At 69.0% G+C, this 19,379-nt stretch carries 18 protein-coding genes; 6 read left to right on the plus strand and 12 right to left on the minus strand.

The window, feature by feature from the left end; all coding sequences use genetic code 11:
* Nucleotides 1-9 precede the first annotated feature (9 nt).
* From DEU35_RS08410 to DEU35_RS08430, 5 genes are all read right to left on the minus strand, one after another.
* Nucleotides 10-4,668 (minus strand): ExeM/NucH family extracellular endonuclease, encoded by a 4,659-nt coding sequence (locus tag DEU35_RS08410; protein WP_258873431.1) that lies wholly within the window; start codon nucleotides 4,666-4,668, stop codon nucleotides 10-12.
* A gap of 305 nt (nucleotides 4,669-4,973) precedes the next feature.
* The gene (rplL, locus tag DEU35_RS08415; protein ID WP_013585572.1) at nucleotides 4,974-5,360 is read right to left on the minus strand and encodes a 50S ribosomal protein L7/L12; all 387 of its coding nucleotides are present in this window, start codon (nucleotides 5,358-5,360) and stop codon (nucleotides 4,974-4,976) included.
* A 38-nt stretch (nucleotides 5,361-5,398) separates the two neighbouring features.
* Complete coding sequence (gene rplJ, locus DEU35_RS08420) at nucleotides 5,399-5,914, minus strand: 50S ribosomal protein L10 (protein ID WP_094735742.1); 516 nt, start codon at nucleotides 5,912-5,914, stop codon at nucleotides 5,399-5,401.
* 429 nt (nucleotides 5,915-6,343) lie between these two features.
* Nucleotides 6,344-7,330, minus strand: a complete 987-nt coding sequence (locus DEU35_RS17130) for a hypothetical protein (protein WP_141378424.1) — start codon at nucleotides 7,328-7,330, stop codon at nucleotides 6,344-6,346.
* A 276-nt stretch (nucleotides 7,331-7,606) separates the two neighbouring features.
* Complete coding sequence (locus DEU35_RS08430; protein WP_141378425.1) at nucleotides 7,607-8,008, minus strand: SIP domain-containing protein; 402 nt, start codon at nucleotides 8,006-8,008, stop codon at nucleotides 7,607-7,609.
* Between the two features lie 102 nt (nucleotides 8,009-8,110).
* Here DEU35_RS08430 and DEU35_RS08435 point away from each other — a divergent pair, with 102 nt between their 5' ends.
* From DEU35_RS08435 to DEU35_RS08450, 4 genes are all read left to right on the plus strand, one after another.
* Complete coding sequence (locus DEU35_RS08435) at nucleotides 8,111-8,785, plus strand: YqaJ viral recombinase family protein (protein ID WP_103205979.1); 675 nt, start codon at nucleotides 8,111-8,113, stop codon at nucleotides 8,783-8,785.
* 99 nt (nucleotides 8,786-8,884) lie between these two features.
* Complete coding sequence (locus DEU35_RS08440) at nucleotides 8,885-10,579, plus strand: MDR family MFS transporter (RefSeq protein WP_116239215.1); 1,695 nt, start codon at nucleotides 8,885-8,887, stop codon at nucleotides 10,577-10,579.
* A complete protein-coding gene (locus DEU35_RS08445) occupies nucleotides 10,572-11,045 on the plus strand; it encodes a MarR family winged helix-turn-helix transcriptional regulator (RefSeq protein WP_103205977.1) in 474 nt (157 codons plus the stop codon). Before DEU35_RS08440 ends, DEU35_RS08445 begins: the two co-directional genes overlap by 8 nt.
* 140 nt (nucleotides 11,046-11,185) lie before the next feature.
* A complete protein-coding gene (locus tag DEU35_RS08450) occupies nucleotides 11,186-12,205 on the plus strand; it encodes an NADP-dependent oxidoreductase (RefSeq protein WP_103205976.1) in 1,020 nt (339 codons plus the stop codon).
* 2 nt (nucleotides 12,206-12,207) lie between these two features.
* On the opposite strand, the gene DEU35_RS08455 is transcribed toward DEU35_RS08450, so the two are convergent.
* Nucleotides 12,208-13,095: a LysR family transcriptional regulator ArgP gene (locus tag DEU35_RS08455; protein ID WP_116239216.1), complete on the minus strand. Its 888-nt coding sequence runs from the start codon at nucleotides 13,093-13,095 to the stop codon at nucleotides 12,208-12,210.
* Between the two features lie 70 nt (nucleotides 13,096-13,165).
* Between DEU35_RS08455 and DEU35_RS08460 the strand changes: the two genes are divergently transcribed.
* Nucleotides 13,166-13,825: a LysE/ArgO family amino acid transporter gene (locus tag DEU35_RS08460; protein WP_116239217.1), complete on the plus strand. Its 660-nt coding sequence runs from the start codon at nucleotides 13,166-13,168 to the stop codon at nucleotides 13,823-13,825.
* Nucleotides 13,826-13,868: 43 nt separating this feature from the next.
* A complete protein-coding gene (locus tag DEU35_RS08465; protein ID WP_116239218.1) occupies nucleotides 13,869-14,144 on the plus strand; it encodes an acylphosphatase in 276 nt (91 codons plus the stop codon).
* A 1-nt stretch (nucleotide 14,145) separates the two neighbouring features.
* On the opposite strand, the gene DEU35_RS08470 is transcribed toward DEU35_RS08465, so the two are convergent.
* The 6 genes from DEU35_RS08470 to rplK all read right to left on the minus strand — a co-directional run bounded on the left by DEU35_RS08470 (nucleotide 14,146) and on the right by rplK (nucleotide 18,881).
* Nucleotides 14,146-15,189 (minus strand): nitronate monooxygenase family protein, encoded by a 1,044-nt coding sequence (locus DEU35_RS08470; protein WP_116239219.1) that lies wholly within the window; start codon nucleotides 15,187-15,189, stop codon nucleotides 14,146-14,148.
* A 24-nt stretch (nucleotides 15,190-15,213) separates the two neighbouring features.
* Nucleotides 15,214-16,014 (minus strand): amino acid ABC transporter ATP-binding protein, encoded by an 801-nt coding sequence (locus DEU35_RS08475; RefSeq protein ID WP_116239220.1) that lies wholly within the window; start codon nucleotides 16,012-16,014, stop codon nucleotides 15,214-15,216.
* Nucleotides 16,001-16,666, minus strand: a complete 666-nt coding sequence (locus DEU35_RS08480; RefSeq protein WP_103205970.1) for an amino acid ABC transporter permease — start codon at nucleotides 16,664-16,666, stop codon at nucleotides 16,001-16,003. Before DEU35_RS08480 ends, DEU35_RS08475 begins: the two co-directional genes overlap by 14 nt.
* Before the next feature lie 88 nt (nucleotides 16,667-16,754).
* A complete protein-coding gene (locus DEU35_RS08485) occupies nucleotides 16,755-17,558 on the minus strand; it encodes an amino acid ABC transporter substrate-binding protein (protein WP_103205969.1) in 804 nt (267 codons plus the stop codon).
* 187 nt (nucleotides 17,559-17,745) lie between these two features.
* Complete coding sequence (rplA, locus tag DEU35_RS08490; RefSeq protein ID WP_094734955.1) at nucleotides 17,746-18,438, minus strand: 50S ribosomal protein L1; 693 nt, start codon at nucleotides 18,436-18,438, stop codon at nucleotides 17,746-17,748.
* An 11-nt stretch (nucleotides 18,439-18,449) separates the two neighbouring features.
* Nucleotides 18,450-18,881, minus strand: coding sequence for a 50S ribosomal protein L11 (gene rplK, locus DEU35_RS08495; RefSeq protein WP_013585556.1), 432 nt, complete (start codon nucleotides 18,879-18,881; stop codon nucleotides 18,450-18,452).
* Nucleotides 18,882-19,379 lie beyond the last annotated feature (498 nt).

Here is a 19,379-nt window from a genome sequence, read left to right on the forward strand (position 1 = left end):
CGTCCCCGATCAGTCGGCCTGGCGCGTCGCGCGCCGACGGGCCACGAGTCCCAGGCCCAGCAACGCGAGGGCGGCGAGCACGCCCGCACCCATCCACGCCGTGTCGGAGCCGGTGGTGGGCAGAGCACCCGAGCCGGAACCCTGACCCGAACCGCCCTGGCCCTGGCCCTGGCCCGCTCCGTCGCCGGGGGTGCCGACACCGTCACCGGGCGCCGCGACCCGCACGGGGACGATCACGTCGGTTCCGCTGGGCTGCGCCACCAGACGCAACTGCAGTGTTCCGACCGCGTCCGCGGGCACGCCCAGGGTGACGGTCGCGGACCCGTTCACGACGGGGACGCTCGTCGCCGCCGGGGCGGCGAGAGCCGCGATCCGCGCCGTGGGAGCGGCGAACAGGGCGAGGCGGGTCGAAGCGGCCTCGGCCCCGAAAGAGGCGTCGAGGGTCGTGTTCTCCGGCGCACCCAGCGACGTGAGATTCAGGTTCGACACCGTCACCGTGAGGTCGGCACCCGGGGCGGCCGTCGTGGAGCCCGAGACCTGCACCCCGCGGGCGGTGAAGTCCGGCGTCAGACCGGGGTTGTCGGTGAGGTACCGGATCCACGCGTCGCGGTCGATCAGCCCGGAGTCACGGGTGTCCGTGCCTCGCGCGAAGACCGAGAAGCTGTCACCGCCGCCGAGCAGGAAGTTGAACGAGCCCACGCGGTACCCCTTCGCCGGGTCGACGGCCTGACCGTCGATCCAGACGCCCGTGACGCGCTGACCGGCCGGAAGCGACGCGTCGTACGTGAACCGGAGGTTCTCCGACACGCCGAGCGCGAGGTTGGCATCGTCGGTGCGCTTCGAGAAGTCGCCCCACTGCTGCTCGAGCACCTGTCGGATCTGATCACCCGTGAGCGTCGTGGTCCACAGGTTGTTCAGGAACGGCAGGACGGCATTGGCCTCGGCCAGGGTGATCACGCCGTCCGAGCCGTAGAGCAGCTCGTCGCGCAGGCCGCCCGGGTTGACGAATGCGACCTCCGCACCGCCACGGTCGGCGTCGTCGAGGGAGTCGAGCAGAGCATCCGCGACCAGCCCGCCCAGGGCGGACTGCTTGGTGCGGTCGCCGCGCGCGCCACCGGTGTAGACGCCGTCGACGTACGAGCCGCCGCTGAAGGCCGTCGTGATGTCCGCGCTCACCGAACCCACTTCCTTCTGCCCCACCACATCCGCCTCGGCACGGGCTGCCTTCACGATCGCGTCGACCTCGGCCACGCGCGGGTAGGTCCGGATGAGCTCCGCGTCCAGCGCCGCGTTGACGGCCGCGTCCTTGCCCCCGAGTCGAGCGACGTTACGCGCGGAGGAGCTCACGACGTCACCGTCGTCGTCGACATTCAACACGATCTGACCGATGTTCTCGCCGTAGCTGCCGGTCTGGACGATCGGGCGGGTGCCCTCGCGGCCCGGGATCGGCGCGTTCCACGCGTAGAGCTGGTGCGTGTGACCGGTGAAGATGGCATCCACCTCGGGTGAGGTCTGGTTCACGATCTCGGCGAACGGGCCACCCGCCGCGAGGGCCTGCTCGAGCGTCGTCGTGGCCTGACCGGTACCGGAGCCCTCGTGGTACTGGGCCACGATCACGTCGACCTGGTCGTCGATCTGGGCGACCACACGGTTGACCTCGGCGACCGGATCCCGGAACTCGATCCCCTGGATGCCGCTGGGTGTGACCAACGTCGGGGTCGACTCCGTGATGGCTCCGATGACGCCGACGCGCACGCCGTCGACCTCGAAGATCGCGTACTCCTGCAGGAGCGGCTTGCCGTCCTTGAAGACGTTCGCGGCCAGGTAGGGGAAGTCGGCGAGCGTGTCGACGCGCCCCGTGAGGTCGTCTGCACCCTTGTCGAACTCGTGGTTCCCCGCGGCCGAGGCCCTCAGGTCGAGCGCGTTCAGCACGTCGATGGTCGGCTTGTCGCCGAAGTACGACGAGGCGAACACCGAGGCGCCGATGTTGTCACCGTTGGAGATGAAGAGGGAGTTCTTCTCTCCGTACTGCGCGCGCACCTGCTCGACGGTTCCGGCGAATCGCACCGTGTTGGCGTCGATGCGACCGTGGAAGTCGTTGATGCCGATCAGGTTCACCTGGGTGGTCGGCGACAGATCGAGGCCGACGATGACCGGATCGTGGTCGCTGGAGCGGTACGGCGTCGTGTCGTAGAAGTTCACCGCGTTGTAGTTGAAGCGGCTGTACTCCAGGGCGAGCGCCTCGACGGCGTTGATGTTCCAGATGTCGGCGCCGGTGACCAGCTCACGCGCCGAGGGCGACGCGAGGACGTGGTCGAGCGAACCCGACTGGCCGCTGAACGAGTACGAGTACTTGCCCGTGCCGGCCTCCAGCGGCTCGAAACCGAAGTCCCGCAGCTTCTGGATCGGGTCCTCCTGCGAGTAGGAGTTGAAGTCTCCGAGAAGGAACACGTCATCCGTGCCGACGGCGGCCGAGCGCGTCTTCGCGAAGTTCCCGAGGGCCTCCGCCTGACGCACCCGATCGCCGTTGAACGCGCCCTGGATGCCGTTGGCGTTGTCACCCGCGGCCTTGGGGTTGCTGTCGCCCTTCGACTTGAAGTGGTTCACGATCGCCAGGATCTTGGCATCCGGGAACGCGACCGGGGCGAACGCCTGCGCGAGCGGCTGGCGTGCGTTGCGGAATGCGGCGTCGTCGAGGATCACGCTGTCGCCCACGGGAGCGGCGACGGCCTTCTTGTAGATGAAGGCCGTGCGGATGACGTCCTCCGTCGCGGGCAGGGCCGCGGGCGAGGGCACGAACGCCCACTGCTGCGAACCGAGCGCCGTGTTGAGGGCGCCGACGAGGGTCGACAGCGCCGCGTCGCGGTTCTTGCCGAACTTCGCGGAGTTCTCGATCTCTTCGAGCGAGACGACGTCGGCGCCGAGGCCGTTGATCGCGGCGACGATCTTGTCCTGCTGGCGCTTGAGGTTGGCGTCGTTCGCGGCGCCACGGGGACCGGGCGCGGGGCACGTGTCCGCGGTGATCGGGTTGCCCTCGCGGTCCCGGTAGACCGAGGTGCATCCGACGCTCTCGGCGGTCGTGGTGAAGTAGTTGAGGACGTTGAAGCTCGAGATCTTCAGATCACCGCCGACCGGCGCGGGCGCCTTCGTGCGGGTGTTCGCGAAGGTCGCGGGCTGCACGTCCTTGGCGTTGTCTACCGTCAGCTGCTGCGTCGGCTGGAACTTCCAGGCGTTGTTGCGGTAATCGAGGACCACCGGCTTCGTGAAGGTCACCGGGGCGCCGACGCGCACCGGGTTCGTCAGCGACACGTACGGCAGGGGGATGCCCTTGTTGGCGTCGCTCAGGAAGTTGATCGACGCGCCGTCGTCGAGCACCACGGCTCGGGCGTTGTTGTCGGCGACCGCCGCGACGTACTCGGGGCTGTCGGGAACAGCCACGTCGGTGGGGGTGCGCAGCGGCGTGGTGCCCGCGGCGAGACCCACCTCGGCGTACTGGTTGGTCGAGTACGAGTTCGTGACGGTGAAGTCACCCTGCGGCGCGAGGAGCATGCCCTCGAAGCGCTCGCGCTCGTCGTCGGTCTTCGGCCACGTGATCTTCGCGGGCTGCACGGCGGCCGCCTGCTCGGTGAGCACGCTCACCCCGGAGGCCTCGGCGGTGATCTGCGTCTGGCCCGAGAACTCTTTGGCCGTACCGGTCACCTCGACGTGCTGGCCGACGGCCACCTTCGCCGTCGCGGCCGAGCCGTACACGAACACGGCGTCGGATGCCAGATGCGTCTGGGGATCGATCTCGCCACCGGTGCCGGGGGTCTGAATGAAGAAGCCGTTGTAGCCGCCGGTCGGATACGCGGCGGTCACGATGCCGCGCGTGGTGACGGTCTGATCGGCCAGGGGTGTGGTGGCACCCGTGCCCTGGATCTCGCTGATCGGGATGACCGTTCCCGGCGTGACCGGGGGCGCCTGCGTCGGCGAGGTGGAGGGCGAGGGCGAGGGCGAGGCCGATCCCGACGGGTCGGGGTTCGGCGTGGCACTACCCGAGCCCTGCGGCGTCACGGTCGTGGTGTTGGTGAAGTCCGCGGAGTTGTCGTTGGTGTCGACGAAATCGGTGCGGACGAGAGCGTTGGGCGTGGTGTTGCCTTCGGCGACCGTGGCGGCCTTCGTCTCGAAGCTGACGGCGGAGCCGTAGCCGAGGAAGTCGACCACGCGGGCATCGGTGACGTTGCCGGCTGCCGGTGCGACCGCCTCGCCGACGTTGGCGAGAAGGAGCTGGCCGTTGGTCCCCGAGGGCGTGATGGTGGTGCTCGTCAGGTCGGCGGCGGGCAGGTCCGCACCGGCCGGCGGGTTGCCGTTGCCGGGGAGGGCGATGAGGTAGTAGCCGCCCGCGGCGATCGAGCCGGTCAGCTTCTGCACGTTACCCTTGGCGACGTTCGTCGCGGCGCGATACTGCAGCGACCACCCGCTGAGATCCTGCGCGGTGTCACCGGCGTTGTAGAGCTCGACGAACTTCCGGTTGAAGAAGGCGCCGGAGCTCCCACCCTTCAGGTAGGCCTCGTTGATCACCACCTTGGAGCCGACGGCAGCCGACGCCGGCAGCGGGACGATCGCGGAACCGAGCAGGGCGACGCCGAGGGCGGCGCTCAGTGCGGCGGTGAAACGGCGCGCGGACACGCGCGAAGCATCGGAGGGCATGGGTCTCCAAGTACCGGCGTGCACAAGGCGACGTCGGAGGTGGGGGGATCGACGGGGGGTTCTCAACGACCGTAAACGATCCACATACCCTTTTCCCAGGCTTCTTTATTTCGATCTGGTGAACATCAGTACCTCGGCGGGTGAAACCGCGTCTCACGGGAGCGAAGGCGACGTCGTCCTCGAACGGCCGACGACCCCACCTCCGGCGGGAAACGACGAAGGCCCGGATGCCAGTGGCATCCGGGCCTTCGTTTATCGCGTTGAAGCGACCGCGTGAAGCGAAATTACTTCAGGGTCACCGAAGCGCCGGCCTCCTCGAGGGCAGCCTTGGCCTTCTCGGCGGTCTCCTTGTTCGCGCCCTCGAGCACGGCCTTGGGAGCACCATCGACGACGGCCTTGGCCTCGCCGAGGCCGAGCGAGGTGAGCTCGCGGACGACCTTGATGACCTGGATCTTCTTGTCACCGGCGGCCTCGAGGACGACGTCGAACGAGTCCTTCTCCTCGGCCTCTTCGGCGGGGGCAGCGCCACCGGCGGCGGGGCCGGCAACGGCCACGGGGGCGGCAGCGGTGACGTCGAAGGTCTCCTCGAACGCCTTGACGAACTCGGAGAGCTCGATGAGGGTGAGCTCCTTGAACGCGTCGAGCAGCTCTTCGGTGCTGAGCTTAGCCATGTTGTATCTCCTTGATCGGGTTAATCATCCGGGCCGGGTCAGGCCGCGGTGTCCTGCTTCTCGCGCAGCGCGTCGACCGTGCGAACGGCCTTCGACGGAAGCGCCTGGAAGACGTATGCCGCCTTGGTCATCGTCGCCTTCATCGCACCGGCGAGCTTCGCCAGCAGGACTTCACGGCTTTCGAGATCGGCGAGCTTGTTGACCTCATCCGCGGTCAGAGCGGCGCCATCGAAGTAGCCGCCCTTCACCACGAGCTGAGGGTTAGCCTTGGCGAAGGCACGCAGGCTCTTCGCGACGGCGACAGGGTCACCGTGCACGAACGCGATGGCAGACGGGCCCTTGAGCTCGTCGTCCAGTCCCGTGACCCCCGCGTTAGCCGCGGCGATCTTGGTCAGCGTGTTCTTCACCACGGCGTAATCCGCGTCCTGACGGATGTCGTTGCGCAGCTGCTTGAGCTGGGCAACCGTCAGACCGCGGTACTCGGTCAGCAGAACGGCGGTCGAGCTCTCGAAGTTCTTCGTGAGCTCGGCGACCGATGCATCCTTCTGCGCCATGGCCACTCCTTGTGTGAACGAGGCGCTCCGCGGTGGCGGGGCGCCGGCCGAAGACACCGGGTCCGGACAAAAAGAAGAGCTCCGGCGCAGGCGCACGGAGCTCGGATTCCCGAAGGAGAGTTCGTTTACCTGCGTAGGTCCTCTGCTTTTCAGCAGACGCTTCGATCGGAATGCGAGCACTCCGATAACCGACGGTCTTTGGCTTGACCACTAATGTACCCGACGCCCGCTCCCCCGCCAAACCGGCCCGCTCTTCCCGCCAACCCCGCCCTCGCCGCCCGGCCCGCCCGGCCCGCCCGCCCCGCCGACCCCGCAGGGTTGCCGACGACGCACGCGTTCGTCGTGACCGCGTCCGATTCGCCCCCAACAACTGCGTCCTCAGCGAACGCGTGCGTCTTGGCCCCGCCAGCATGACGATTACGGCCCGCATCAGCGCGGCGGTCGCACTCCGAATGCCGCCAGGCGGGCCGCGAGCGCCTCCGGCGAGACGATGTCGGCGAAGCCTCCGCGACACACTCGCCACTGCGTGACCCCGCGAATCCAGTCCTCACGCCGCTTCTCATCCAATAGCACGTCTTCGACGGAGCGGCCCCGGCGCATCGAGACGTCTCTGTACTTCACTTCTCCGTCGAACTCCCAAAACGTTTGCGCGTCAGGCAGGGCGATGTCGACGAAGTAGTCGAACCCACGAGGTCCTTTCACCGCCACCTGCAGGTCCAGGCGACGGAAACCGAGTCGATGCAGCTGCAGCCTGCTCACGCTCTCGCCCGGGAGCTCCGCCCGACCGTCGGCGAAGTCAACGATCCATTCGGCAGCGCGCACGCCGCGTCGCCCCCTCGCACGCTCAACGCGCTCCCGCATGACGTCACGCCAGAGCGCCTGCGCATCGGGATCGAACCGCCGATCCTTGACTGAGACTCGACGCAGGGCCCCGTCGGCGCAGCTCAGAGCCACCTCGCGCGGTTGCGTGCACGCGATATCGAGTACGGTCCGCTCGAGAGAGGTGCAGCGGATGCCGTCGACGACGACAGCGTCCGCCGGGTCGAGCACCCCCGTATGCCGTCGGATCGTACGTCCACTTGGAGGATGCGAAGCGCGAGGAACCGTCGTGTGAACAGGCTCTTCGCGGAACCGATACACCGGGAGACCGTGCAGTACAGCCGCCGAGAGATGTGAGAGCACGCCGACGGCGTCCCGCGAGCGGTCGACGGCGGCCAGGACGGCGAAGCGATGACGGTCGCTCGGCCGCGCCGCTTCCCACTCCTTGCGAGCAATGTAGACGCCCGCCTGAATCCGGTGCCAATCCCCCGCAGCCCCGGCCTTGCGCATCTCAGCATCCGACACACCGCGCTCACTGAGCTCGTCTCGGGAGAACAGCGACCGTCGGGCTCGCACGACCGCTGATTCCGTCTGCATACGCCCACCCTGTCGAATCCGGCAGCATGGCGTCGTGCGTTATCCACAGCCACGCGCCCAACAGAAGGCACGGAGAGGGCTTCGAAGACGCATCCCATCAGCGAAGACGCAGAGCATCGCGAGTGACCGCGTGCGTCCTCGCGAGACGGGTGCGTCCTCACCAGATGACTGCGTCCTCACCAGACGTGTACGCCCCCACGAGACGACTGCGTCCACGCGAGACAGGTGCGTCTCGGAACCCGGACAGCGCCCACCACCCGCCCCACCCGCCCCGCCTCAGGAGACCCGCGACTCCGGCAGCATCGCCCGCGTCATGCGCACGATGCGAGACGGTGTGCGCGCACCGAGCCATACGGTGCACACGGGTGCCTCACCGCAGGACCACTCGGCGCACCACGCGTGGATCGCCGCCGCGAGCCTCTCGCCGCGCGGGCGCAGCTCGCCGTCGAGCGTGCGGTCGAGCCAACTCACCCGTGCCGACGGGGCGTCGAACGCCTCGATCTCCCCCACCCCGCAGACCTCGACCAGAACGGTCGCGTGCGCCTCGGGAGAGAGGGCGGCGACGATTCGCCTCATGTCGGGGACGTTCCGCGCGTCGCCGCCGAGCAGCACCGCACCTTCGAGATCGCACCAGCGACCACCGTCGGGGCGACGCAGCGAGGGACCGTCCGAGCTCATGCACATAACTTAGGTCACCCTTACTTCGCCCACAAGACCCCGGATGCCGACGCGCCGCCCCTCGCGCGCGAACCTCGGGCGGACCGGGTTAGGGTCGAACGCATGTCCCCCGAGCTCGTCGCCTCGCGAAGCGCCGACCTGGACGCCCGGATCGTCGCCGACTCGCGCGACCGCGTCGCCTGGATCCGCGCCCGATCCCGGGGGATCACCGCGACCGATGTGGCCACCCTCACGAGCGCCAATGCGATCTCGAGAGCCGCGGATGCCAAGCTCATGGGCTCGAACTTCTCGGGCAACGCCTTCACGGCCCACGGTCGCCGTCGCGAGCCCGAGATCGCCGCCTGGGTGGCGGCGACCCACGGCATCCGTCCGTCGTCCGCGCTCTATCACGCGGTGGTCGAGAAGCGTCATCTCGCGACCCCCGACGGCGTGGTCGTCGACGGCGAGGGGCGCATCGTGCTCGCCGAGATCAAGACCACCAACAAGGCGTGGCGCTCGATCCCCAAGACGTACATGCGCCAGATTTGGTGGCAGCAGCACGTGCTGGGCGCCGAACGCACCCTCGTCGCGTGGGAGCAGCACGACGGCTTCGTGCCGATGCACGACGAGCCGCGATGCCAGTGGATCGACCGAGACGAGCGCGAGATCGCGAAGCTCGTCGGGTTGGCCACCTCCCTCATCGACGAGCTCTACCGCCGCACCATGGAGGCGCGGCGACCGGCTCCGGTGCGACAAGAACCCACGGACAGGTATCGGGCCCTCGCCCTCCTCGATTAATGGTTGACGCAAGTCAATCAATAGGCGTATCGTTGACATCAGTCAACTACTCGCGCCAGTGTCGTCGCGGCATCCGTCCCCCTTTCGTGGAGCTCCCGCATGACAACCTCTTCTCTCGAGGCGCCCGCCCAGCGGCGCGTCCTTCCGGCCCTCATCGGCCTGCTGCTCGGCACCTTCGTGTCGATGCTCGCCTCGACCGTCGTGTCGACCTCGCTGCCCGTCATCGTGCACGACCTCTCCGGCGACCAGAACGCCTACACCTGGGTCATCACCGCGACCCTGCTCACCACCGCGATCTCGACGCCCATCTGGGGCAAGCTCGCCGACCTCTTCAACCGCAAGGTCCTCATCCAGATCGCCATCGCGATCTTCGTGCTCGCGACCGCCGCCGCCGGCTTCTCGCAGAACACCGACATGCTCATCGCCTTCCGCGCGGTGCAGGGGCTCGGCGCCGGCGGTCTCGCCGCCCTCAGCCAGGTGATCATGGCCGACATCATCAGCCCCCGCGAGCGGGGTCGCTACATGGGCCTGTTCGGCGCGGTCATGGCGGTCGCCACGGTCGGCGGCCCGCTGCTCGGCGGCGTCATCACCGACGCCTTCGGCTGGCGCTGGAACTTCTTCGTCGCCCTCCCCTTCGCGGTCGCAGCGCTCCTCATCCAGCAGCGCACGCTGCATCTTCCGGCGCGGGCGAAGCGCGCGGTGAAGATCGACTACGTCGGCATCGTCCTGCTCTCGGCCGCCGTCTCACTCCTGCTCATCTGGGTCACCAACGCCGGCAGCACCTTCGAGTGGGCGAGCACCGAGACGCTCCTCATGGTCGGCGGCGCGGTCCTCGCCGCGATCCTCTTCGTCGTCGTCGAACTGCGATCGTCCGAGCCGCTCGTCCCGCTCACCCTGTTCCGCGACGCCACCTTCACCCTCGCCACCATCGCCTCGATCGCGACGGGTCTTGCGATGTTCGGCACCTCGGTGTTCCTCAGCCAGTACATGCAGATGGCCCGTGGCGCCACGCCGACCGAGGCGGGCGTCATGACGATCCCGATGATCGGCGGTCTGCTCGTCTCGTCAATCGTCGTCGGCGCCCTGATCTCGCGCTTCGGTCACTGGAAGCCGTTCCTCATCGCCGGTGGCGTGCTGTTGATCGCGGGCTCCTTCCTGTTGTCGACCATCCACTACGACACGAACTTCGCCCTCGTCTCGATCTACATGGCCCTGCTGGGCGCGGGCGTCGGCATGACCATGCAGAACCTCGTCCTCGTGGTGCAGAACACCGCCAACCCCACGCAGATGGGCGCGGCGAGCTCCGGGGTGACGTTCTTCCGCAGCCTCGGCGGCACGATCGGCGTCTCGGTGATGGGCGCCGCTCTCGCGAGCATGGCGACAAGCCTGTTCAACGACCGCGCGGCCGACCTCAAGGCCGCCATCATCGGCCTCGGCGCCGACGGAGCCTCGGTCGCGCAGACCCTGCAGTCGGGAGCCATCCCGCAGGTGTCGACCCTCCCCGAGAGCGTTCGCGTCATCGTCGAGGACATCTACGCGCAGTCGATCGCGCACTCGTTCCTCATCGCCGTGCCCGTCGCGGTCGTGAGCCTCGTCGCGATCCTGTTCCTGCCGAACCGTCCGCTGACCCGCATGACCACCACCGAGCGCGTCGCAGCGAGCGAGGCCGACTTCGCCACCGTGTCCGTTCCCGAGGCCATGGCCACGCTCTCGGCCACCGGCACCGTCCCGACACAGGATGCCGGCTCCTCGCGCCGTGCACGCCGTGCGTCCGAGATGGGAGAGGATGGCTGACGTGACGAGCGATAAGGACGACGACCGCCGCGAGGCCGTGCAGGCCCTCGAGTCGTCGTTCTCGGAGCTCATGACGGTGTTCCGCCGCTTCGTCTCCGAAGCGGCGGAACGCGTGAGCCCGGGGATGCTGCCGGCGACGTTCAAAGCCCTCTCCGTGGTGAGCCGCTTCGGTCCGCTGACCCTGTCCGCGCTGGCCGAGCGTCTGGCCGCCGACAAGGGGTTCCTGAGCCGTTCGATCACCGAGCTCGAAGAGCTCGGCCTCGTCACGCGCACGCCGGATCCGAACGACCGTCGCTCACGGCTCATCGCCGTCACCGAGGTCGGCCACGGCCGCCTGGCCGAGGCACGCGCGCCGCATGAGAGCCGCCTGTTCGACGCGATCGCCGACTGGACGATCGACGACATCCGTCACCTCTCGACGCTGCTGCACGCTCTCGCCGTCGGCGAAGTCCCCGCTCGCGACTGATCGCGCTTCCCGCGCGAGCGCGGCGGGCGGGCTTCGCGACACGGTGACCGAGGCGTAACACCGTCGAGACAATGGCCGGGTTGACTGTGGGAACCGCGGCGAGGTCGCCGCGAACCGACCGCAGCGAGAGTGAGCGCCCGATGAGATTCCGATCGACGCATCCCGATACCGTCCTCCAGCCCGCTCCGTCGGTGCCGGACACGATGCGCGCGGTGGTTTTCGACGGCCCGGGCGACCCCGAGGCACTGCACCTCGCCGAGATCGAGGTCCCCACGCCGGTACTGAGCGAGGTGCTCGTGCGGGTGGTCGCGGCCGGCGTCAACCCGATCGACGCGAAGACCCGCGCGGGACGAGGCCTGTCCGGCGCTATCTCGTCGTGGCCGGCCGTGCTCGGACTCGACGTGAGCGGAGTGGTCGTGCGTGCCCCCTTCGACGCGCACCCCTTTCCCGTCGGCACCGAGGTCTACGGCATGGCCACCGTGCCGCGCACGAGCGGCTCATACGCCGAGTACGTCGTCGTCCCGACCCTCTCCCTCGCCCGAAAGCCCTCGTCTCTCTCGCACGTCGAGGCGGCCGGTGTGCCGGTGGCGGCCCTCACCGCCTGGGGCATCGTGGTCGAGACGGCCCTCGCCCATCAGGGCCAGCGCATCCTGGTGCACGCGGGCAGCGGCGGCGTGGGCCACTTCGCGGTGCAGTTCGCCGCCTACTTCGGCGCGCACGTGATCGCGACCGGATCACCGCGCAACCTGGAGTGGCTCCGCGAGCTGGGTGCCGCCGAGGTGGTCGACTACACCTCGACGCGGTTCGAAGAGGTGGTCTCCGACGTCGACGTCGTCATCGACCTCATCGGCAACGTCTCCGACGACACCGGCACCCGCTCGCTCGAGGTGCTGCGTCCGGGTGGTCTGCTCATCGAGGTGCCCACCGGGGCGTGGCCCGGCTTCCGCGAGGCGGCCGCGGAGCGTGGCATCCGCTCCACCGATTACAAGACGATTCCCGACGGCGGGGCTCTGGCGACCATCACGCGGCTGCTCGAGTCGGGAGCCGTGCGCGTGTACGTCGAGCACGTCTTCGAACTCGACGACGCCGCCGCGGCGCACACCGAGATCGAGCGGGGGCACACGCGCGGCAAGATCGTGCTGAGCGTGAGCGACGACTGAGCTCAGCCCGCGGCCAGCATCCGGCGCCCCTCGTCGACGATCTCGTCGGCGATCTCGTCGAGCAGTGGCGAGGTGAGGTTCCACTGCTGCCAGTAGAGCGGCACGTCGATGGGGTCGTCGCCGAGACGCACGAGTTCGCCCGCACGCAGCGCCCCCGCCGACTGGAATCCCGGGAGCAAGCCCCACCCGAGGCCCAGTTCGACGGCGGTGGCGAAGTCCTGCGATGCCGGAACCCGGTGCCGCGGCGGAGCCGCTGCGGGCACTCCTCGGCGAGCCAACCACTGCGTCTGCAGGTCGTCGCGCCGGTCGAAGTCCACCACGGGCGCGGCCCGGAGCGCCTCGGCGTCGACCCCTCCGGCGAACCATTTCGCCGCGAACGAAGTGGTGGCCACCGCCTCGTACCGCAGCACGCCGAGCCGTCGCACACGACACCCGGCCACGGGCGCCTCTCGCGAGGTGACCGCGGCCATCACCGTGCCGGATTCGAGGAGCCCGGCGGTGAAGTCCTGGTCATCGCGGTGCAGATCGAACACGACGGCGCGACGATCCGCCACTCGGGCGAGCGGCGGCAGGAACCAGGTGGCGAGGGAGTCGGCGTTCACCGCCAGCGGGACGGATGCCACGGCTCCCCCTTCCGCGCCGATCGCGGCGAGGGCGTCGTGCTCGAGCAGGGCGAGTTGGCGAGCCAGTCGCACCACGGCACCGCCTGCTTCGGTGGCGCGCACGGGCTTGCTGCGCACGAGCACCACGCGCCCGAGCTGATCCTCGAGCGCTCGGATGCGCTGACTCACCGCGGAGGGGGTGATGTGCAGACGCCGGGCGGCGGCATCCAGGGTCCCCTCTTCGACGACGACAGCGAGCGTCCGGGCCAGATCGAAGGGTATCGGCATGAAGGAATGCTAACGGTGCTGCAGAATCCTGAGCTGGTCTACGCCTCACTCCGTCCCTAGCGTCGCCTACGTGCTCCCCTCCCTGCTCGCCGGCCTCGGTCTCGGCTTCTCTCTCATCGTCGCCATCGGCGCCCAGAACCTCTTCGTCTTGCGTCAGGGCATCCGCCGCGAGCAGCTCCTCGCCGTGGTGGCGGTCTGCGCGCTCTCCGATGCCGTTCTGATCCTGCTCGGCGTCTCGGGCGTGGGCTTGGTGCTGCAGGCGGTGCCGTGGCTGATCGTGGTCGTCCGGTGGGCGGGGGCCGCGTTCCTCGTCGGCTACGGCCTCCTCGCCGCGCGCCGCGCCCTGCGTCCCAGCGGCGCGACGCTGCACCTGGACACCTCGACATCCCCTTCCGCACCGACGGCCGGCGGCACGACGATACAGACCCGTCCGGCGCGCACCACGCTGACGGCGACGGTGCTGACATGCCTCGCCCTCACCTGGCTCAATCCGCACGTGTACCTCGACACGGTCTTCCTGCTCGGATCCGTGGCGTCGACGCACGGCGACGGGCGCTGGGCCTTCGCGGTGGGGGCGTGCATCGCGAGCCTGGTCTGGTTCTCGGCCCTCGGCTTCGGTGCGCGGTTCCTCGGCCGGTGGCTCGACACCCCGCGCGCCTGGCGCGTTCTCGACGGCATCATCGCCGTGGTGATGTTCGCGGTCGCGCTCTCCCTCGTGCTGCCGCACTGAACCGACGACACCAGGGCCCGGCGGCGTCGGCGAGAATGGGCCGATGCGAACGGTGACGATGACGGTGACGGGCCGCGTCCAGGGCGTCGGCTTCCGATACTCCCTGCGCACAGAGGCGGAGCGTCTCGGCGTCGACGGCTGGGTGCGCAACCGCCGGGATGGTTCGGTGGAGGCGTTCCTCTCGGGAGACCCCGACGACGTCGAGGGCGTGATCGCCTGGGCGCACGATGGGCCGGCCGGGGCCCGCGTCGACGATGTCGACGTCGTCGAGGGCGCCGAGCACGCGGCATCCGGGTTCGAGATCCGCGCCACCGCCTGAGTCAGACCGGGAGGCCGGCCGTGAGTTCGGCGAGGACGTCGGCGGCGTCGTCGAAGCGCGACAGCGCCGCGGCCTGCCCCGCCCACAGCGACACCAGCTCGCCGTCGCCCCGCGCGGTCGCCGCAGCGCGGAACACCCCGGTCAGCCAGTTCTGCGCGGGAAAAGGAGCGATCATCCCCGACGCCTCGAGCTCGTGCATCGCTCGATTCGGGATGCCGCGAGCCAGCCGCCCGCTCATCGCCCGAGTCAGCACCGTGTCGGTGTCGGCCGCTCGTCCGATCGCGTCGCGATGGGCTGCGGTCGCCGCCGACTGCCGGGTGCGCAGGAACGCCGTCCCCACCTGCACCCCCTCGGCGCCCAGAGCGAGAGCGGCCGCGACCCCACGCCGATCGGCGATGCCGCCCGCGGCGATGACCGGGACACCGACGGCGTCGACCACCTGCGGAACGAGGGCGAACGTTCCGACCAGAGACGCCGACGCCTCTCGCAGGAACGACACCCGGTGCCCGCCTGCCTCCGAGCCGGTGGCGACCACGGCGTCGACTCCCGCCGCCTCGAGCGCGACTGCCTCGGCGACCGAGGTCGCCGTGCCGATCACGCGGATGCCGTGCTCACGCGCCGCGATGAGGGTGTCGGCATCCGGAATCCCGAAGACGACGCTCAGCACGTCGGGCCGGGCCGCGAAGACGGCGTCGAGCTGGTCGGCGACGGGCGGCAGGAACGCCGTCGGCGGGGTGGGCGCGTCGACACCGGCCGCGGCGAACAGCGGGGCCGCGGCGTCGACGAACGGCTGCACGTCGATGTCTTCGGGGCGCACCTCGTCACCGCGCGGAAGCCAGAGGTTCACGGCGACGGGCCGCGGGGTGGCGGCGCGCAGCTGCGACACCGTGTCGTGGATGCGGTCGGGCGTGTAGCCGTACAGTCCGAAGGACCCGAGCCCTCCCCCGTCGCTGACGGCGGCGGTCAGAGCGACGGACGACAGTCCGCCGAACGGGCCGAGGACGATCGGCACGTCGATGCCGAGAAGGTTCTCGAGGCGGCTCATCCCTCGACCCTACGGCGCCGGCTGTTACTCCGCGCTCTCCGAGGGGTCGGGGCCGTCGAGCGGGCGCAGCAGACGATCGAGGAAGCGTCGAGTACGCTCCTTCTTCGGCTGGCGCAGGAGCTCGGACGGCGCTCCGCGCTCGACGATCACTCCCGCGTCGAAGAACAGCACCTCGTCGGCCACCTCGCGCGCGAAGCCGAGCTCGTGCGTGACGATGACCATCGTCCACCCCTCGTTCGCCAGTTCGCGGAGGACCGTGAGAACCTCGCCCACCAGCTCGGGGTCGAGTGCGCTGGTCGGCTCGTCGAATAGCAGCAACGAGGGCTGCAGGGCCAGAGCGCGCACGATGCCGACGCGCTGCTGCTGTCCGCCGGAGAGCTCGGACGGGTACGCGTCGCGCTTCTCCGACAGGCCGACGCGGGCGAGCAGGGTCTCGGCACGGGCGACAGCCTCGGCTTTCGGGACGCCGTGCGCCTGGATCGGCCCCTCGATCACGTTCTGGATGACGGTGAGGTGCGGGAAGAGATTGTGGTGCTGGAACACCATCGCCGAGCGATCGCGCAGCCCGGTGCGATCGGACTTCGACACCTTCTGCGAGAAGTCCACGACCGGCCCCCCGTCGAACGCCAGCACACCGGCATCCGGGGTCTCAAGAGCGTTCAGGCACCGCAGCACCGTGGTCTTGCCAGAGCCGGAGGGCCCGATCAGCACGAGCACATCGCCGCGGCGCACCTCGAGATCGACACCGTCGAGGACCCGGTTGGTGCCGAAGCTCTTCCGCAGTCCCGAGACGGCGAGCAGCGGGGCGGTGTCAGTGTGCGACATGGCGGTCCAGCCTCTTTTCCAGGGCGTTCTGCCCGAACGACAGCACGAGGCAGAACAGCCAGTAGATGAGCGCGGCTTCGAGATACACCGCCATGAACTCGTACGAGAAGGCAGCGATGGCCTGCGCCTGGCGGAAAAGCTCGGTGACGAGGATGAGGGATGCCAGCGAGCTGTCCTTCACGAGCGAGATGAACGTGTTCGACAGGGGCGGCACCGAGACGCGAGCCGCCTGCGGCAGGATGATGCGCGTCAGCGTCTTGCGGCGGTTCAGGCCCACCGTGTGCGCCGCCTCCCACTGCCCGCGCGGGACGGACAGGATGGCCGCGCGGATGACCTCCGCCGCGTACCCGCCGACGTTCAGCGAGAACGCGATGACCGCCGCGGGGAAGGGATCGATCGTCAGTCCCAGCGACGGCAGGCCGTAGAAGATCACGAACAGCTGCACCAGCAGGGGCGTGCCGCGAATGATCGAGATGTAGAACCGGGCGAAGCCCGACAGCACCACGTTGCGCGAAAGGCGCAGCAGGGCCATGGCCAGCGCGATCACGAGACCGATCGCGAACGAGGCCAGGGACAGCGGGATCGTGCCCGTGATGCCGGCCAGAACCATCGGCCAGAACGAGTCGACGAGCAGGGTCCAGATGTCGTTCATGAGCCTCCTTCCTCACACGCGAGCGGATCATCCGCCTCCCACGTTAGAGCGGGGAAGCGGATGATCCGCGGGGGTTTACACCAGCTGGTTACTTCGTGACGTCGGCGCCGAAGTACTTGTCGCTGATCGTGGCGAGGGTTCCGTCGGCGCGGAGTTCGTCGAGCGCTCCGTCGACGGCATCCGCCAGCTTGTCCTGGCCCTTCTTGAAGGCGAAGGCGCTCTCGGAGGAATCCTCCGTGGTGGCGGCGATCTTCAGGCCGGTCGGGCTGTTGGTCTTCTCGTAGTCGAGGTAGGTGAGCTGGTCGTTGACCGTGGCGTCGACGCGACCCTGCTTGAGCAGGGCGACGGCCTGGGCCCACCCCTCGACGGCCTCGACCTGGGCGCCGCTCGACGTCGCGAGCTCGTACCAGTTGCTCGTGAGCGACTGGGCGGTGGTCTTGCCCGACAGGTCGGCGAAGCTCGAGATGGCATTGTCGCTGTCGGTCGTCACGATGACGCCGCGCGAGACGGTGTACGGCGAGCTGAAGGTGTACTTCTCCTGGCGCTCGGGGTTGATCGAGACCTGGTTGGCGATGACGTCGAAGCGGCCGGCATCCAGGCCCGCGAAGATCGCGTCCCACTGGGTCTCCTGGAACTTCACCTGCAGACCGAGCTTGTCGGCGACGGCCTTCGCGATCTCGACGTCGAAGCCCGTCAGCTCGCCCGCACCCTCGTGGTACGAGAAGGGACGGTAGGTACCCTCGGTGGCCACGGTCAGCGTGCCGCCGGAGATCAAGCCGAGATCCGACCCCGCGTCGGGGTTCGCCGCTGTGGAACCGCCACTGCAGGCGGTCAGCGCGAGGGCGCTGAGGCCGAGGGTGGCGGCGAGGACGGTCAGACGGCGACGGGGCATAGCTGTTCCAGACATGTGTGAGTGGTGTGGGGGGTACGCGGTGCAGGCGTACCCTCCAGCAGAACACGCTCGGGCGCGACGGTCTTCCCACATGACGCCGTATTGCACGATCGTGCAGGCGCAGTGCCGCCCGGAAACGCGAAAGCCCCGCCGACACGAGGTGCGGCGGGGCTTTCGGTGACCGATGTCAGACGATGACGTTGACGTCCAGCGGGATGCCGGGACCGAAGGTGGTCGAGACGGCGCCCTTCTGGATGTAACGACCCTTCGAGCTCGAGGGCTTGAGGCGGACGATCTCCTCGAGAGCTGCCTTGAGGTTCTCGTCGAGCTGCTCGGCCGAGAACGATGCCTTGCCGACGACGAAGTGCACGTTGGCGTGCTTGTCGACGCGGAACTCGATCTTTCCGCCCTTGATCTCCTCGACGGCCTTGGCCGGGTTGGGGGTCACGGTGCCGGTCTTGGGGTTCGGCATGAGGCCGCGGGGTCCGAGGACCTTACCGAGACGACCGACCTGGCCCATGAGCTCGGGGGTCGAGACGGCGGCGTCGAACGACGTGTAGCCGGCCGCGACCTTCTCGATGAGCTCGGTGCCACCGACCTCGTCGGCGCCGGCGGCGAGAGCCGCCTCGGCCGCGGGGCCGTTGGCGAAGACGATGACGCGCGCGGTCTTACCCGTGCCGTGGGGGAGGATGACCGTGCCGCGGACCATCTGGTCGGCCTTACGGGGGTCGACCGAGAGCTTCAGCGCGACCTCGACGGTCGAGTCGAACTTCTTCGAGCCGGTCTCCTTCGCGAGGGCGACGGCCTCGGTCGGGGTGTAGAACGTGTCGGCCGCGATCTTCTCAGCTGCGGCGCGGAATGCCTTGGACTTGGTAGCCATTGTTATCTCCCTCAGTCCTCGACCGTGATGCCCATGGAACGGGCGGTGCCGGCGATGATCTTCGAGGCGGCCTCGATGTCGTTCGCGTTCAGGTCGGGCTGCTTCGTGGTGGCGATCTCGCGAACCTGGTCCTTGGTGAGCTTGCCCACCTTGACCGTGTGGGGCGTGGACGAACCCTTGGCCAGTCCAGCCGCCTTCTTGATGAGCTCCGCCGCCGGCGGGGTCTTCAGGATGAAGGTGAAGCTGCGGTCTTCGTAGACCGTGATCTCAACGGGGATGACGTTGCCGCGCTGGGCTTCGGTCGCCGCGTTGTAGGCCTTGCAGAACTCCATGATGTTGACGCCGTGCTGACCGAGCGCCGGACCGATCGGCGGTGCGGGGTTGGCCGCGCCTGCCTTGATCTGGAGCTTGATCAGGCCGGTCACCTTTTTCTTGGGTGCCATATCCTTTTCCTCTCTCGAGCGGAAACCTCGCGGCTCCCTCTCTCCCGCACGCCCGGCGGTTCCGGACAGCGGTCGTTGCGCACTGACACACGCAACCTTGCCATTGTACGCGACGTCGGGGCTTTCGGCATCCCGCGTCGTCCGTCCCCGCGGCCATCGCGCCCCACCGTCCCCGCGCCGCACCCTCCCCCGCGCCGCACCCTCCCCCGCGCCGCACCCTCCCCCGCGCTCCGCGCTCCGCGCTCCGCCCTGACGCATAAACGCGATCCGCGCGCATAAACGCGTGTGCATCGTGTTTATGCGCGCGAGGAGCGTTTATACGAGGCCCCTTCGCGAGTTATCCACACCCCGCGGCACGCACCCGCCCGCGAACTGGCACCCTCACCGGATGGACATCGTTCCCCGATCGCTACGCGCCTCCCCGGCACCACTGATCCGCGCCTCGCACGCGCCCCGATCCGGACCACCGTTGTGGCGAGACGAATCCCTGCTCCGCGT

The organism is Microbacterium sp. AG157 (genome assembly GCF_003385695.1).
Classification (GTDB): Bacteria; Actinomycetota; Actinomycetes; order Actinomycetales; family Microbacteriaceae; genus Microbacterium; species Microbacterium testaceum.